Raw genomic sequence first — 13,923 nt, 5'->3', positions numbered from 1 at the left:
ATAATGTTAACAGAGTTCAATGAGTGCTAATCGCCAAAATATAGACTAGAATCCATCTAGATTAGTGAAAATCACTCAAATAAAAATGAAATTAGATAAAAAAGACCAACAATTACTTAATGCTTTACAGGATAATGCGAGAACTTCTGTCTCGGAGCTGGCCCAGTCTGTTAGCCTGTCAGATACCCCTTGCCTTCGCCGCATTAAAAAGCTCGAATCAGCAAATGTGATCAGTGGTTACCATGCTGCCATCAATCCTAAAGCCGTTGATTTAAATGTGTCTGTGTATGCCTTTGTTCGCTTAAACCAGAACTCTGTTGCCGCTGCTGAGCAATTTGAACAGCAGGTTGAGAAGCTAGAACATGTGCTTGAGTGCTCTGTTATTTCAGGCAGTTATGATTACTTGCTGAAGATCGTTGCCGCTGACTTAGAAAGCTATGAAAGCTTTGTGAAACATAAATTAGGTAGTATTGATTGTATTGCTAACATCGAGTCGACAGTGGTTTTAAAACAAGCGTTCACTAAGCGTCATTTACCGCTCGCTTGACGCACCTTGCTTGCAAATAAAACATAACTCGATAAGCTAAAAACAGGCTTTATAAGGATGCTTAAAATATGAAATTCATCAACTTAGTTGCTATCTCTTGGGCCATCAGTGGGCTATTTAGCAGCTCATTAATGGCGCAGCAACAAACCTGCCTTACTCAGCTTGAAGACCAAGAACTGATGATGAAAAGTAAGCGCGAAGGACTGTTTAGAGAGCCATTACCACGCACCCATAGCACCTTTAGCTATAATATCGAGCAAGCATTTAGTGACTATTTAACCGCTGCGTACCTGCAAATTAGTAGCGAAAATCCGCGTGCTAGTTTGCCATGCCCTGTTTACACAGACACCTATCAGCAACTTGTTGCACAAGGCGCTCGACCAGCTAACGCAACTGTTGCTGATTTAATAAGCCCATTTGAACTTAAACAGGCCGATAGCCGTAAAGCGGTGCTCTTGATCCACGGTTTAACCGACTCACCCTTTACCTATCACGACCTTGCACAAGTGTATTATCAACAAGGTTATACGGTACGCACAATTTTACTCCCTGGGCATGGTACCGCTCCTGCAGCACTTAGAGACATCGATGCCGATGATTGGCAAAAGGCTAGCGTGTATGCCATTGAGCGCACATTAAAAGACTTTGATCAGGTGATATTAGGGGGCTACTCAACCGGTGCTGCACTGGTTATTGATTACTTAACTCAAGGCCCAGTCGATAATAAAATTACGGCTGCTATGTTGTTTTCACCCGCAAGCGAGCCACACAATAAAAACGGTTGGCTAGCGAAATGGGTCGATGCGATTCCATTTGTGAATTGGATTGATAAAGACGCGGACCTTGATTTTGCCAAGTATGAGTCGTTTCCATTTAGTGCAGCCTCAGCTAGTCACGAAGCAATGAGCCGTATTAGCCTTGATGAGCTACGTCATCGCCACCTCCCTAATGTAGCGATATTTAGCACCTTTAGTGATGTTGACACCACAATAGATAACCAAGCGACCTTTAAAATTTTAACTAAGCTGCACGACCCAAAAACGCGCAAGAATAACCAGCTTGATCGGCTTGTATACTATGGTGATGACAATAACATCCCAGCTAGCTTTCCAGTTGATTACCAAATAATTCGTGATGACTGCGACACCGATGACTGTAAAAAAATCAAAGGGATGTCACACATTGGTATTGTTAATAAACCCAGCAACCCTTACTACGGTCGCACAGCATTGTATCGCAATTGCGGAAGCTACTTAGATGACGACACGCTTTATACAGCCTGCAAATACCAAAAAGACGTTGTGATGGGTGAGCGCACAGCCGAAAATTTACAAGCGCACAAGCCCTTTGCACGACTCACGTTTAATCCTTATTTCGGTAAGCTTGCTATGCATATCAACGGTTTCATCAAAGATATTGAATCGGCTGCACAATGAGTAAGTTTAACCACCGCTGGTTTAATCAAATAAGCGAGATTGATGCCACTCTATGGCAATCATTTTTTGATGATACGCCTTTTACTGATCACGCTTTTTTGGCGGCTTTAGAACAAGCAGGCTGTGTGAGTGAAGAGTCGGGCTGGCAACCTATGCACCTAGCAATTTACCAGCAAGAACAGGTCATAGCGCTACTACCCGGGTATCTAAAACACCACTCTTATGGTGAATATGTATTTGACTGGGCTTGGGCTGAAGCCTATCAACAACATGGCTTAGAGTATTACCCCAAATGGCTGTGTGGCGTCCCCTTCACACCTATTGCAGGGCAACGAATTAGTATAAATCACAATAAGCCCGCTGAAGTCTATGCTTACATTCAACACATACTCACAGCAACAGCAGCGCAATTAGACTGGTCAGGTTGGCATATAAATTTTTGCCACCAGCAACAAGCGACTGCATTAACTAGCAACACCGTAATGCAACGTCATGGCGTGCAGTTTCAGTGGTTTAATGAAGGCTATAATGACTTTGAGGACTTTTTAGCTTCACTCACCGCAAGAAAGCGTAAATCGCTCAAAAAAGAACGCGCAAAAATAACTGAACAACAGATAACCGTAGAATGGCTCGAAGGTGCTGACATCAGCAAACAGCACATGCAGCAATTTAGTCATTTTTACCGCCAAACCTATTTGAAGCGCTCGGGCCACAATGGTTATTTGAATACCGCCTTTTTTGAGCTATTACAGCAAAGCATGGCCGACAAACTGGTGTTAATGTTCGCTAAGTATCAAGGAGAGGTGATTGCCGCCACACTCAGTTTTAAAGATCAGAATTGTTTATATGGTCGATACTGGGGAACGAACTATGAGCTTGATAGTTTGCACTTTGAGCTTTGCTATTACCAAGGTATTGAGTACTGTATTACCAACAAACTTAAGCAGTTCCATTCTGGCGCGCAAGGTGAGCATAAAATAAGTCGCGGTTTTAAGCCCGTAAATACCTATTCACTGCATCATATTCAACACACTGAGTTTGCAGCTGCCATTAGTGATTTTATTACTAGAGAACGCCAACATATGGCGCTCTATAAAGCCCAATGCGAAAGCTTACTGCCTTTTAAACAGCAATAATTGGTTATTCGCTGGCATTTGTACATCTTCAACAAAGGTTAAGCCAGCTTGTTCCGCAAGTTGGCAAATCGCTTCAAAATCACGGATTGCACTATGTGCATCTTGCTGTTTTAAAAACGCATCGAATTCAGCATTACTGGCACTGGTATACTTACCTTGGTACTTAAATGGTCCATAAATACACAGTTTACCTTTTGGCGCTAAGTGCTTTGCTACACCTTGGAAAAATCGCTCCACCAGTGGCCAGCTAATAATGTGCATTGTATTGGCAGTGAAAATAGCATTCACTGTTTCAATCGGCCAAGGATCATTAAGGTCGAGTGTGAGTGGCGCATGCAAGTTAGTTAAATCAGCTTCTTGATGCCATTGTAAAATCCCCGGGTGATTAACCTCGCGATCACTACAATGCCACTGCAAATGTGCTAAATGCGTTGCAAAATGCACACTATGCTGCCCAGTACCTGAGCCGACTTCTAATACATCCGTCACATCAGAAAAGAACGCTTCTAATACGTTTAAAATAGGTAATTTGTTGTTTTCACAGGCTTGAGAGAAGGGTTTATCCATACAAATAAGTGCACCATATTTGGTAATTAGTGCACAACAGTAAAGCAAAAATAAATAATAAAGTCGCGGTGAATTTATTAGTTTAAAATATAAAGCAATAATTTTCAGCCGGTTACAAACTTTTATCAATATTGGTACAGCTTATGCTATTTCTTAAGTGAATTAACCAATAGGAGCAATATTATGTATATCTCACCCTACACCGCTGTAGATGCAGCACTTGCAGCCAGCGAACGAGCTGAAAGCGAAAAAGCCGCCTTAACAAGTTGTGACGACAGAGCAACCGTGATCGATCTTCTTTCTCAATGTAACAAAGAAAATGTACAGGCGCCGAAAAAACATGAAACAGACCAGATTTTTATTCTCGGCTACAATTAATCACACACAGTTAATCCATTCAGTCTTAGCTTCATTATATAAGACTTGCACTAAAACCGATTAACTGTAATGATAACAATTATCATTACAGTTAATCGGTTTTTCTATGCACTCTCACAATGCTATGCTCCATTATCAGCGGCAAATGAAATGTGTTTGCCAAAGACCTGGGTTACATGCCCCTGCGCTTGTTGCTAACTATGTTGAAGCGGGTTTAAACATTGCACGCTATTACGAAAAGCATCACAACTTTATTTTGCAAGAGCTGTATCTAAGACGCACCTTTCATGAACTACTAGAAAAGATGTGTGATTCATTAGTGCATAATGCAATTCGTAAACAATGTTTGGCTCAGCTTTATAAACCGCAACTTGCGCTAAAGCGTTACTACAAAACTCATAACTGTATTGAAAAGTATTTCAGTTTGGAGCGAGAAGCGTGCCTTCTCAGCCAAGAATTTAACCCGATTTAGGAGTGTTTATGAGCCAATTTAGAACCGAATCAGATAGCATGGGTGAGCTACAAGTCCCTGCGAATGCTTTGTATCAAGCTCAAACGCAACGCGCTATCAACAATTTTCAAATTAGTGGCTTAGCCATGCCTAAGCAATTTATCACCGCCCTCGCCTACATTAAGCAAGCTGCCGCTCAAAGTAATGCTGCTTTAGGCCATTTGAGCCAAGGTAAAGCTAAAGCCATTGAGCAAGCATGCCAAGAGGTCATCGACGGTAAACATTTTTCAGAGTTTCCTGTTGATGTATTTCAGACAGGCTCAGGCACTAGCTCAAATATGAATGCCAATGAAGTCATTGCAACGCTGGCGAGCCAATTGGCAGGCGAAACCGTTCACCCCAATGATGATGTGAACATGGGACAAAGCTCAAATGATGTGATCCCTACTGCGATTGCTGTAAGTAGCGCTATTAACATCATTTATGAGCTGTTTCCTAAACTCGATAAACTCAGTCAAAGCCTACAAAATAAACAAGCCGAAGTGGGCCATATTGTGAAAACTGGTCGCACTCACTTAATGGATGCAATGCCGGTGAGTTTTGCACAAACACTGGCGGCATGGCAGTTACAAGTGGATCATGCAATGGCTGGTATTCGCCAAGCTCTTGAGCGAGTTTGTGAACTTGCACAAGGTGGCACTGCAGTTGGTACAGGTATTAATGCCGATCCAGCGTTTGCCGGTGAGTTTTGCCAACACTTGAGTGAGAATGTGGGTATTCGCTTTAGCTCAAGCAAAAACTTCTTTTATAACATCGGTTCACAAGACGCCATTGTTGCGCTTTCAGGCCAGCTAAAGGTACTTGCTGTAGCACAAATGAAAATAGCCAATGACTTGCGCTGGATGAACTCAGGCCCACTTGCAGGTCTTGGTGAAATTGAACTTGAAGCTCTACAGCCAGGTTCATCAATTATGCCGGGTAAAGTAAACCCCGTGATCCCTGAAGCTGCCGCTATGGTCAGCGCACAAGTCATTGGCAATGACGCTACCATTACAGTAGCTGGTCAAGCGGGTAACTTTGAGCTCAATGTAATGCTGCCTGTGATTGCCTTAAACATTTTGCAAAGTATCGAACTGCTGGCGAATAGCAGTGAAGCACTGGCAGATAAAGCGATTGCCAGCTTTAAAGTAAACCAAAGCAATGTTGATAAAGCGCTCGCTAAAAACCCAATTCTAGTTACCGCGCTTAATCCGGTGATCGGCTATAGCAAAGCAGCAAAAATTGCCAAATTAGCTTATCAAGAAGGTCGCCCTATTATTGATGTTGCTGCAGAGCATACGGATATTTCGCGCGAAGAACTGAGCGAGTTACTGAACCCCGCCAAACTAACCCAAGGTGGTTTGTAATACCCGCTTATTGTAAAGTGGTATAAACTTTTATCTTTTTGTAGCTCTGTGAATACAGAGCTACTTACTGAAAGCAAACGTTTTTATTGCTCCGCTTTGAGCAATGTGTATGATAGTGAGTACTTATTCAACGATTTTTAGGTATGTTATGCGCTATCCACTATTGGCAATTTTATTTCCTGTGTTATTAACTGCGTGCTCGGACGCTGCAACTAATGAGCAAGCCGAATCAACGGCAACCAGCAATAAACTTGTCGAGGCACCAAAAGCCGTTGAAATAAAAAACACTGAAAAAGTGACCAAAGCAGCCCCAGATAAAGCCACTATTAGCTCAGCCCATGAGCAACTTAAACAATTAATCGATGATCCAAGCTGTGATAGCAGCAGCCAATGTAAAGTATTACCTGTTGGTAGTCGTGCTTGTGGCGGCCCAAGTAGCTTCATTGTTTATTCAACGAAAACAGCTGACACTGCTGAGGTTGAAAAACTTGCAAAAGACATCACCACCCTAGAAAAGCAATTTAACGCAGCAAACGACATGATGAGTATTTGTCAGCATCTAACCGCACCAGGTGCGCAGTGTTCTGAGAATACTTGTGTTAGAATCGAAGGCTCAGCGGCAAGTGTATACTAAGGAATAAGCAATAATGGTTCGTTCATCGACTTTCAAGAAACTTTTCATCACCACAACTGTGTTAGCAAGCATTGCTTTAAGCGGTTGCGAAACAACAACGTCGGGTAGCTCTGCGCGCGTTGATCTAGGTGATTTAAATGATCAGCTGAACGATATCGTTAGCAATAATAGCTGTACTGCGAGCTTTCAATGTAAAGTGTTAGAAGTTGGTGAGCGGGCATGTGGTGGCCCAAGTCGCTATGTGGTTTATTCAACGTTAAACAACACACAAGAGCAAGCAGAGCAACTTGCAGAGCGAATTACAGCGGCTGAAAAGTCATCTGATCAAGCATTAACTGTTAACGATTGCTCACCAGTTCTGCCTGTACAATCGCTGTGTATTTCACAGCAGTGCCAAGCAATCGAGATTAAGTAAATAATGCAATAAGGCCGGATACTATCACCACGCTGATGATGCAAATTCCGGCCTTATAAATGTACTTAATCTGCATTGTATTATGCACCCAGTAAGCATAAATGTAGCGAACAAAGTAACTTGCTGCAGTGCCAAATAATGCAAAAATAACTAAATACGCAAGTAAAATAATATCCACAGACATGCCACTTCTTTAAAACATCTAGTCTCAGTGTAAGGGCTTAAAGAAGTAAAGGCAAAACCTTAGCTTTTTTTACTGTGTTCAATGAGTAATTCAGCCACGCGCTGCTTCACAGCACGCTTATCATCGGCTGCAACACCAAAGCGCTCAGCCAATAAAGCAATCTCTTCATCATTTAAGTTAAACGATAAGCGCTGTCTGGTTTTTTTCGACTTAACGTCGAGCTCCAAAATCTTACGGATCATATCTGATGGCGTAAGCTCTTGGTCAATGGCTTGCTTCTTAATTGATTTTTGCACTTCAGAGCTTAAATCAAACGCCATTTGCGTGGCTCTAACGGCTTGCTCCTGACGCTGCCATTTGGCTTTTGCATCACTCACTTGGCATCCCCAGGGAATAAGTCAACAATATCGCTAATTGGTCTGGTTAACGTCAGTGATACCTCTGTTTCACCGCCTTCCCAAATCTCAATATTTAAACTATGCGATTCATCGTCAGAGCTTAAACAGATCATTTCACACGGCTCACCACCTTCGTCTTCATAACGAGGTAAAGGCTTATTACGGTAGTCCTTATTATGGAAATAACACACATAAGGTGCTTCTGATTGTTTGTAGCTCGATGCTAAAAAGTGACTAAAACGCTCCGGGCTATTTTGTACATTAATTGCCGTTAATTCGTCTTCATCAAAAATACGAGCGAACTCATCAAGGGTAAAAATCTCATCAACATCGTCGCGTTGAATTTTGATCGCAAAGTTTGCCCATTGCTCACCGTCATCTGATTCAATTTGCAAAAACACCACTTGGCCAGATTCACTCTCGAGTACCAGCTCATACTCTGCACTACGTTGGTACTGATACGTTTGCACATCAATAACACGCAGTGTCTGTCCTTTTAACCAGCTTGGGTAAGCGAACGAATCAATCACAGTTAGCATATCACCAACGAGTAATTGGCTTGGATCAGTAAGCTGACGCTCTGGGGCTTTTTTAGATTTGAAAAAGTTAAACATTGGCTGACTCCTTGTTGAAGCAAAAAAGGTAACCCAGTGCGTGGGTTACCTTTTGTCTTTCCGCTAACTGATTAGCTATTTTGTTTTGCTTTAATACGCGCCAGAATATCCGCGCTTTTCGGGTTGGTATCACCAATACCCGCTTCAGCCATTTTCGCTTTTAAATCATCGCCATTAGTATCTGCTTCTAATTGCTTAGCCGCACCTAACTGATCTTGGCGGTCTTGCTGGCGTTGTTTAATACGCTCTAGAGACTCACGTGCTGATGTCATTGATGAGCTGTTCGTATTTAGCGTGCTGTTTACAGCCATTGTTGCTTGCTGCACACTTTCAGTCGTTTTAACCATTGTTAATTGACGTTGGTTTTCTTTAATCGACTTTTCAGCTTCTTTAACTTGCTGCTTTAGTTGCACAATGTGGTTACTAAAACCAGCTAACACTTCTTCGTGCTCTGCTTTTTCAGCTTCAAAATCACCGATTTTTTCAGCGATTTCTAATGCAAGAGCTTCGTTACCTTTTTCAAGTGCTTGGCCTGCATACGCTTCATGTTCAGCAATTGATGCATCTAGTGCGCTAATTTTACGCTTCGTTTGCATCTCTTTTGCCATTACTTCGGTCAGGCTTTTCTTAGCGCGTTGTAAGGCATTTTGTGCATCAGCAATTTCTTGTTCAAAGATACGGATACCGTTTGCATCAACAATTGCTTGTCCTGCTTCACGAGCGCCACCACGTACAGCTGTAAATAGTTTCTTTAAAATACTCATAATCTTAACTCCAGAAATTGCTAATTAATCGTTTAAATAAATGGTCACGGCTTCAAGTGCATCAATCGCATTGTCTGCCAGTGTTACCAACTCATGGGTAATATCATCAAACGATGAATTAACCGATAACGCGCCAAAAATAGCGTATTTATCATCAATTTTTGCAAATGCGCTTAATGGGATTGGTACATTTAAACGTAGTAACGTTTCGTTTAACTCATTACGCATATCTGCTTGTACTTCGTCTTCAGCAAACAGGTAGCTAATACACAGTAATTGCTCTTCTGTTTGAGTAACAAAGATAGGTAACTCATCATTCCCATCGACGATAACTTGTAACACATCTTGCTCACCTTGGTTGGCAATCAAGAAAGACTCAAAGCTCACACCCTCTGTTTCAAAAGAAGCCAGTTTGATTGATAGTTCATTTAATTCCATGTCTCACCTTTTTACGTTTTGACATATTATGTCTGAGTTAAGATTTGCATAGCCGACATATTATGTCAACTATAAAATATCAATTTTTGTACAATTCGGTTTCAACTTGCCACGCTTGGCGGTAATAATCATATAAGGTTCCTGAACCTAATCTATTGACTTCAATCGTGTTTACTTGTTCAAAAAAATGATTCGGAAACACAAAAGAAGCCAATAAATATTCTTTGCTTACCCAACGAGATGGCACCGGTAATTCGTTAGTTTCACGAATTCGCTGACTTGCTGATTTGCCAGCGGTGGTCGCGATAGTCCAACCCCATTGACCAAACGAAGGGATATTTTGTTGGTATTGCTCAACATAACCAAAGCCAGCAGCTTTCATTGTTTTAGCAATACTCAAAAATGCTTTCTTCGCATGATAAGGCGATGTTGATTGCACGGCCACAGCCCCGTCAGGCGCCAATAACTGACGTACATGATTGTAAAAATAGTCACTGTACATCTTATTGAGATCAGGGTGATTAGGGTCTGGTAGGTCAATTAAAATAGTGTCAAAGCGCTCGCCTTTAGCAAGCATTGCTTCGACCTCTAAAAAGGCATCTGCAATGCGAATATCAGCACGAGGATCGCTCATAGAGTGTTTATTTAGCGCTGTTAAACGTGTTCTGATTTTCTCTGGCGCATCATAGTCGCCGACATCATTACCAAATAAGTTTAACAACTGACCATCTAAGTCAACCAAGGTGACATGCTCTACTGGCCACTTCAAAACATCACGTAATGCAAGCCCGTCACCGCCCCCGATGATCAACACGCGGTCATGGCGATTGGAGGCCAACATAGCAGGATAGACAAGCATAGAATGATAAATTTGCTCATCCACACTTGAGAATTGTAAACGGCCATTGAGGTAAAGATCGGTAATTGCATTGGGCTGATTGCGACTCAAACGCTCAGTTAACACCAAATGCTGATACTTAGTTGCTTGCGAGTAGATGACTTTATCTTTGTATAAAACATTGCTTAGATTTTTCATCCAGCTGGTGCCAAGCACAAGCACAAACGCAAAAAACACCAACAACAGTACATGACAAACTAACAGTAGCTTAGCGAAGCGAACATGTTGATGATAGCGCCACAAAAACACGAGACCGGCAATAATATTAAATAACGCAGTCCAAGCAGCTGCTTGCATAATTGGCATCGCGAGCATAATACTCACCCAAATCGCAGCACCTATACCGGCACCGATATAATCAGCCCCGTAAATGGTACCCGCATTGTTCTCCAAAAAGCGCCCATAGACTTGCTGGCGAATACGCGCAATTAGCGGGATCTCCATACCAATTAATAGCCCAAGTAATAGACCAAACACATAAGGTAAAAAACGAGACCATTCTTGCAGCCTTTCAAACACGTAACCATTAAGTACGGTATCTGCAGGCAAGTTAAAAATTTCGGAGAAGATATGCGGCAATGAATAACTGACAGCGATAACACTCGCTATCGCCAAAATACAGCCCATGCCGACCAAAGCAATAATACTCTCTAGCCATGCGAAAGCAGTAAACGCATCTTTAAACCATCGCGCTAAAAAAGCACCGATACCCATAGCGACAATCATGGTGCCGATCATGGCATATATGGCACTCTCGACTGAGCCTAAGACACGACCAGCATAATGAGATAACAGGTACTCATAAATAAGGCCGCACCCAGCGAGTACGGCCATAACAGTTATTAATAGGAAATCATGCCCAAGTAGATGAGCTCTACTTGGGGCGCTTGTTGTAGTAGACACTTAATTAGGCACCTAACAAGGTTGCCATAGTCGAACCAATCGCAAATGAGATTGCTGCAGAGATAGCTGCTACACCCACGTTCTTCTGGCGGTTCACTTCATCTGAAATATCACAACCAGATAGGATGATTTTGATAGTCACTAAGTGTAGTAAAATGAAAGCAACTAAACTCACTGCTGCACTTAATGCCCAGTACGCTAAACTAGCAACAATGTTGTCAGCCGCATAAGGAGCAATACCTGATGCTGCCGTTAATGCCAATGCACTACCCACTAAAAAGCCAGCATAACGAATACCTACTGCTAAGTTACCGTCAATAACCGCTTGCTGTAAGCAATCACCACTGCGATTAGTATGCTTGAATAACTGCACGCGATATTGACTGATCAGTAGCATCGCAATGCTGCCAATGGCAAAAGCTGCGATCACAATTGGAATACCATGCCAGCCTTCGGTCGCAACCCAAAATAAAGCTGAGCGAATAACAATCGCCACACTAACAACATGGCCAAAATCAATGAGTGCAGCAGTAGCATTACCTTTTACGATTTCGTCATGCAGGCTCACTTTACGAAGCGCTACTTTGTCTTGGAAGAAGTGACCTAGCTTGATAAGTACAATCGCCATCACACCATAACCTAGCATTTGTAATGCTTCTTGTTGTAAAGTCGGTGCAAATGAGCCGCTGCTCACGCCACTAAGAACAATAGCAAGTGCCACAAGTCCTGCCGCAAAGCTAATACCAAAAGCAAAATTGTCACGCTCAGTTATTTCATCATTAGCGTGTAAGTTAGATACCCAACCCTTAATAAATTTTAGGCTGACAAATAAAGCGATAATGATTGCAAAGTCGATTGCTAAAGCTTGCAACGACCAAGTTGTTATTCCATTAAATTCATACATGTGTTGTAACTCCGGTGGTTATTCTTTTCACTACTTACCGCGGCTAATGCCACGTGATGTTCTGCTCGAGCTGTTACGTAATGACCCAGAGCTTTTACTGTAACTACTGCTAGAAGCATAGCTACTACGTGTGCGTGGCGGCGTATAGCTGCTACGGCTTAATCCAGATGCGCCACTACGTTTCTTGGCATACGGACTAGTGAATTGTTTACCTTGGCGTTGGTAAGACTGTCGAGTTCGTGTCTCTACCGTTTGTTGTGCTTTAATCTGCTTAGGGCTCGAATAACGATAACGGCCATAATCATTGTAATAGCTATACTTTCTATGACGACTCCAGCGACCATATTCAACTCGGTCGAATACATCGCCCAACATACGATACATACCGTACCAAACCCAAAAGCTGGTACCACTGCTATTCGTTTGCCACTGCCCATAGTTAGGGTTGCCAACTAACTGGTTACCAACACTTTCGCCTTCAGCAGCTTCACTAATTGCACCAACCCGTGCTAGTGACCCCTGCGACATATCAGCAAGCATATTGATAGGATCGGTAAGCGCATCTTGAAATAAAGACGGTTTGGCAGCATCACGAATGAGGTCAAGTTGATGAAGCGTATCTTCATAGGGTGGTATTAGATAAGTAGACTTCACATCTGCTAAGCGTTGTGTAAGACCTGAATAAATAGCCCCTTCACGAGTGGCATCAAGACTAATTACACGGGCGATCTCAGAAAGTTGCGGTTGTTGCTCAGCAAGCACCTTGCCGTATTGTTTAAGTATAGTCGCATTACGTAAAGAGCCATTATCAAGCGCTGTACCAAGTTGATTTAATTCAACTTCAGCTTTTTCTATGGATTGTTGTATTGTTTGTTTCAGCTGCTCTTCTTTTGACTCACAGCCCATAAGCAAGCTTACCAAACAAAACAGGCTAATAAGTTTCCAAGCTTTTATTTGAGACATTCATGTCACCTGATTGTGGTTTAAAAACGCAAATAGTTTTACATAGCTCAGGTACTAAACCAAGATTAAAATTGCAACAAAGGGTAAATTGGGTCGTGAATTGCTAGTTGCAAGGGGAAAGTTTAAAGGCCTGGCGTAGGTTGGGTAGAGCGAAGCGAAACCCAACACATCACAGAGCTATCAGCTTTCAGCCGTCAGCGATCAGCCGCGCGGTGGAGGTGTTTGGTGCTGCGTCTTCCTCAGCCGGAGGTTCTAGGCTAAGTGTAATTGTAGGAATGGTTTCAGCCATGAATGTGTATGTAAAGGTCTCAATTCGGCACTGAAGTGCCTTCTACGGGGTTTGTTGCTGAGGGAGTCTCTGTACAGGACAACCCCGCAGTTCGACTTTACTCTTGCTAACTAGCAACTCGCTAATACCATTCCGCTTAAATATCTGATCTAATATAGGCTATATAAAATCACTGGTTATTAACATTGAACCCAAACATATCTGAACAACTTTTAGCGCTTTCTCGTAAAGAACCAAACGCACGAAAACGCATGCGATTGCTTGCAGTGTCTTTATTTTATGAGGGTAATAGCCGAACCGATATTGCAAAACGTCTAAACACTGCAAGAAGTAGTGTGAATAAATGGGTTTCTAGTTACCTAGAGTATGGGCTTGATGGTTTAGACAATAAGCCTATTCAAGGACGTCCATCAAGGCTGCAACAGCGGCAACTTGAACAACTGTCTGAATTTATAAAGCGCACGAACACAGAACTACGTGGTGGCCGCCTTACCGGTGAAGACATTGTGCATTACATTCACACTGAATTTGGTGTTCATTACCACTTAAATCATGTCTATAAAATTCTAAAGCAACTTGGCTTTAGTTGGATCACAAG

18 protein-coding genes are annotated in these 13,923 nt (G+C 42.3%); 9 read left to right on the top strand and 9 right to left on the bottom strand.

The features are described from left to right. Positions 1 to 85: 85 nt before the first annotated feature. From IMPJCBKJ_RS17785 to IMPJCBKJ_RS17775, 3 genes are all read left to right on the top strand, one after another. Positions 86 to 547 carry an Lrp/AsnC family transcriptional regulator gene (locus IMPJCBKJ_RS17785; RefSeq protein WP_054554614.1) on the top strand — a complete coding sequence of 154 codons (462 nt, stop codon included), beginning with the start codon at positions 86 to 88 and terminating at the stop codon, positions 545 to 547. Positions 548 to 615: 68 nt separating this feature from the next. Further along, entirely contained in the window at positions 616 to 1,983 is a 1,368-nt protein-coding gene (locus tag IMPJCBKJ_RS17780) for an alpha/beta fold hydrolase (RefSeq protein WP_166341384.1), read from the top strand. Next, the gene (locus IMPJCBKJ_RS17775; RefSeq protein WP_166341382.1) at positions 1,980 to 3,119 is read left to right on the top strand and encodes a GNAT family N-acetyltransferase; all 1,140 of its coding nucleotides are present in this window, start codon (positions 1,980 to 1,982) and stop codon (positions 3,117 to 3,119) included. The genes IMPJCBKJ_RS17780 and IMPJCBKJ_RS17775 overlap by 4 nt, the downstream gene beginning before the upstream one ends. On the opposite strand, the gene IMPJCBKJ_RS17770 is transcribed toward IMPJCBKJ_RS17775, so the two are convergent. Beyond that, on the bottom strand, positions 3,096 to 3,686 hold the full coding sequence (locus IMPJCBKJ_RS17770) for a DUF938 domain-containing protein (RefSeq protein WP_166341380.1): 591 nt from the start codon (positions 3,684 to 3,686) through the stop codon (positions 3,096 to 3,098). The two genes, IMPJCBKJ_RS17775 and IMPJCBKJ_RS17770, sit on opposite strands and share 24 nt — an antisense overlap. A gap of 183 nt (positions 3,687 to 3,869) precedes the next feature. Between IMPJCBKJ_RS17770 and IMPJCBKJ_RS17765 the strand changes: the two genes are divergently transcribed. The 5 genes from IMPJCBKJ_RS17765 (at position 3,870) to IMPJCBKJ_RS17745 (ending at position 6,970) form a co-directional block, all read left to right on the top strand. Next, complete coding sequence (locus IMPJCBKJ_RS17765) at positions 3,870 to 4,064, top strand: hypothetical protein (protein WP_054554610.1); 195 nt, start codon at positions 3,870 to 3,872, stop codon at positions 4,062 to 4,064. A 106-nt stretch (positions 4,065 to 4,170) separates the two neighbouring features. After that, on the top strand, positions 4,171 to 4,536 hold the full coding sequence (locus IMPJCBKJ_RS17760; RefSeq protein ID WP_054554609.1) for a hypothetical protein: 366 nt from the start codon (positions 4,171 to 4,173) through the stop codon (positions 4,534 to 4,536). Positions 4,537 to 4,544: 8 nt separating this feature from the next. Then, on the top strand, positions 4,545 to 5,921 hold the full coding sequence (locus IMPJCBKJ_RS17755) for a class II fumarate hydratase (RefSeq protein ID WP_166341378.1): 1,377 nt from the start codon (positions 4,545 to 4,547) through the stop codon (positions 5,919 to 5,921). 148 nt (positions 5,922 to 6,069) lie between these two features. Then, positions 6,070 to 6,555, top strand: coding sequence for a hypothetical protein (locus IMPJCBKJ_RS17750; RefSeq protein WP_166341376.1), 486 nt, complete (start codon positions 6,070 to 6,072; stop codon positions 6,553 to 6,555). Positions 6,556 to 6,568: 13 nt separating this feature from the next. Next, complete coding sequence (locus IMPJCBKJ_RS17745) at positions 6,569 to 6,970, top strand: hypothetical protein (protein WP_058585357.1); 402 nt, start codon at positions 6,569 to 6,571, stop codon at positions 6,968 to 6,970. Here the strand turns inward: IMPJCBKJ_RS17745 and IMPJCBKJ_RS17740 are convergent. The 8 genes from IMPJCBKJ_RS17740 to IMPJCBKJ_RS17705 form a co-directional block, all read right to left on the bottom strand. After that, positions 6,963 to 7,148: a hypothetical protein gene (locus IMPJCBKJ_RS17740; RefSeq protein WP_166341471.1), complete on the bottom strand. Its 186-nt coding sequence runs from the start codon at positions 7,146 to 7,148 to the stop codon at positions 6,963 to 6,965. The genes IMPJCBKJ_RS17745 and IMPJCBKJ_RS17740 overlap by 8 nt on opposite strands. Positions 7,149 to 7,213: 65 nt before the next feature. Continuing rightward, the gene (locus tag IMPJCBKJ_RS17735; RefSeq protein ID WP_054554605.1) at positions 7,214 to 7,531 is read right to left on the bottom strand and encodes a hypothetical protein; all 318 of its coding nucleotides are present in this window, start codon (positions 7,529 to 7,531) and stop codon (positions 7,214 to 7,216) included. After that, the gene (locus tag IMPJCBKJ_RS17730) at positions 7,528 to 8,166 is read right to left on the bottom strand and encodes a hypothetical protein (protein WP_055199258.1); all 639 of its coding nucleotides are present in this window, start codon (positions 8,164 to 8,166) and stop codon (positions 7,528 to 7,530) included. The genes IMPJCBKJ_RS17735 and IMPJCBKJ_RS17730 overlap by 4 nt, the downstream gene beginning before the upstream one ends. Before the next feature lie 71 nt (positions 8,167 to 8,237). Next, entirely contained in the window at positions 8,238 to 8,930 is a 693-nt protein-coding gene (locus tag IMPJCBKJ_RS17725) for a PspA/IM30 family protein (protein ID WP_054554603.1), read from the bottom strand. 24 nt (positions 8,931 to 8,954) lie between these two features. Further along, a complete protein-coding gene (locus tag IMPJCBKJ_RS17720) occupies positions 8,955 to 9,368 on the bottom strand; it encodes a DUF2170 family protein (RefSeq protein WP_054554602.1) in 414 nt (137 codons plus the stop codon). Between the two features lie 79 nt (positions 9,369 to 9,447). Beyond that, positions 9,448 to 11,169 (bottom strand): polyamine aminopropyltransferase, encoded by a 1,722-nt coding sequence (locus IMPJCBKJ_RS17715; protein ID WP_166341374.1) that lies wholly within the window; start codon positions 11,167 to 11,169, stop codon positions 9,448 to 9,450. Between the two features lie 4 nt (positions 11,170 to 11,173). Then, entirely contained in the window at positions 11,174 to 12,073 is a 900-nt protein-coding gene (locus IMPJCBKJ_RS17710) for a DUF350 domain-containing protein (RefSeq protein ID WP_138598926.1), read from the bottom strand. 30 nt (positions 12,074 to 12,103) lie between these two features. Continuing rightward, positions 12,104 to 13,036 carry a hypothetical protein gene (locus IMPJCBKJ_RS17705; RefSeq protein WP_054554600.1) on the bottom strand — a complete coding sequence of 311 codons (933 nt, stop codon included), beginning with the start codon at positions 13,034 to 13,036 and terminating at the stop codon, positions 12,104 to 12,106. A 474-nt stretch (positions 13,037 to 13,510) separates the two neighbouring features. Here IMPJCBKJ_RS17705 and IMPJCBKJ_RS17700 point away from each other — a divergent pair. Beyond that, positions 13,511 to 13,923: helix-turn-helix domain-containing protein (locus IMPJCBKJ_RS17700; protein WP_166341372.1), on the top strand; the 413-nt coding region annotated here is incomplete at its 3' end.

This window comes from Pseudoalteromonas sp. MB47 (assembly GCF_011319765.1).
Classification (GTDB): domain Bacteria; phylum Pseudomonadota; class Gammaproteobacteria; order Enterobacterales; family Alteromonadaceae; genus Pseudoalteromonas; species Pseudoalteromonas simplex.
The sequence above is the reverse complement of the archived record's forward strand: the minus strand, read 5'-3'. Positions and strand labels throughout refer to the sequence as shown.

What these genes read in the sequence shown, in the direction of transcription:
- IMPJCBKJ_RS17745 (WP_058585357.1), top strand. Translation starts at nt 6,569, where the DNA reads ATGGTTCGTTCATCGACTTTCAAGAAACTTTTCATCACCACAACTGTG.
- IMPJCBKJ_RS17775 (WP_166341382.1), top strand. Translation starts at nt 1,980, where the DNA reads ATGAGTAAGTTTAACCACCGCTGGTTTAATCAAATAAGCGAGATTGAT.
- IMPJCBKJ_RS17750 (WP_166341376.1), top strand. Translation starts at nt 6,070, where the DNA reads ATGCGCTATCCACTATTGGCAATTTTATTTCCTGTGTTATTAACTGCG.
- IMPJCBKJ_RS17770 (WP_166341380.1), bottom strand. Translation starts at nt 3,686, where the DNA reads ATGGATAAACCCTTCTCTCAAGCCTGTGAAAACAACAAATTACCTATT.
- IMPJCBKJ_RS17780 (WP_166341384.1), top strand. Translation starts at nt 616, where the DNA reads ATGAAATTCATCAACTTAGTTGCTATCTCTTGGGCCATCAGTGGGCTA.
- IMPJCBKJ_RS17760 (WP_054554609.1), top strand. Translation starts at nt 4,171, where the DNA reads ATGCACTCTCACAATGCTATGCTCCATTATCAGCGGCAAATGAAATGT.
- IMPJCBKJ_RS17785 (WP_054554614.1), top strand. Translation starts at nt 86, where the DNA reads ATGAAATTAGATAAAAAAGACCAACAATTACTTAATGCTTTACAGGAT.
- IMPJCBKJ_RS17720 (WP_054554602.1), bottom strand. Translation starts at nt 9,368, where the DNA reads ATGGAATTAAATGAACTATCAATCAAACTGGCTTCTTTTGAAACAGAG.
- IMPJCBKJ_RS17725 (WP_054554603.1), bottom strand. Translation starts at nt 8,930, where the DNA reads ATGAGTATTTTAAAGAAACTATTTACAGCTGTACGTGGTGGCGCTCGT.
- IMPJCBKJ_RS17765 (WP_054554610.1), top strand. Translation starts at nt 3,870, where the DNA reads ATGTATATCTCACCCTACACCGCTGTAGATGCAGCACTTGCAGCCAGC.
- IMPJCBKJ_RS17710 (WP_138598926.1), bottom strand. Translation starts at nt 12,073, where the DNA reads ATGTATGAATTTAATGGAATAACAACTTGGTCGTTGCAAGCTTTAGCA.
- IMPJCBKJ_RS17755 (WP_166341378.1), top strand. Translation starts at nt 4,545, where the DNA reads ATGAGCCAATTTAGAACCGAATCAGATAGCATGGGTGAGCTACAAGTC.
- IMPJCBKJ_RS17705 (WP_054554600.1), bottom strand. Translation starts at nt 13,036, where the DNA reads ATGTCTCAAATAAAAGCTTGGAAACTTATTAGCCTGTTTTGTTTGGTA.
- IMPJCBKJ_RS17730 (WP_055199258.1), bottom strand. Translation starts at nt 8,166, where the DNA reads ATGTTTAACTTTTTCAAATCTAAAAAAGCCCCAGAGCGTCAGCTTACT.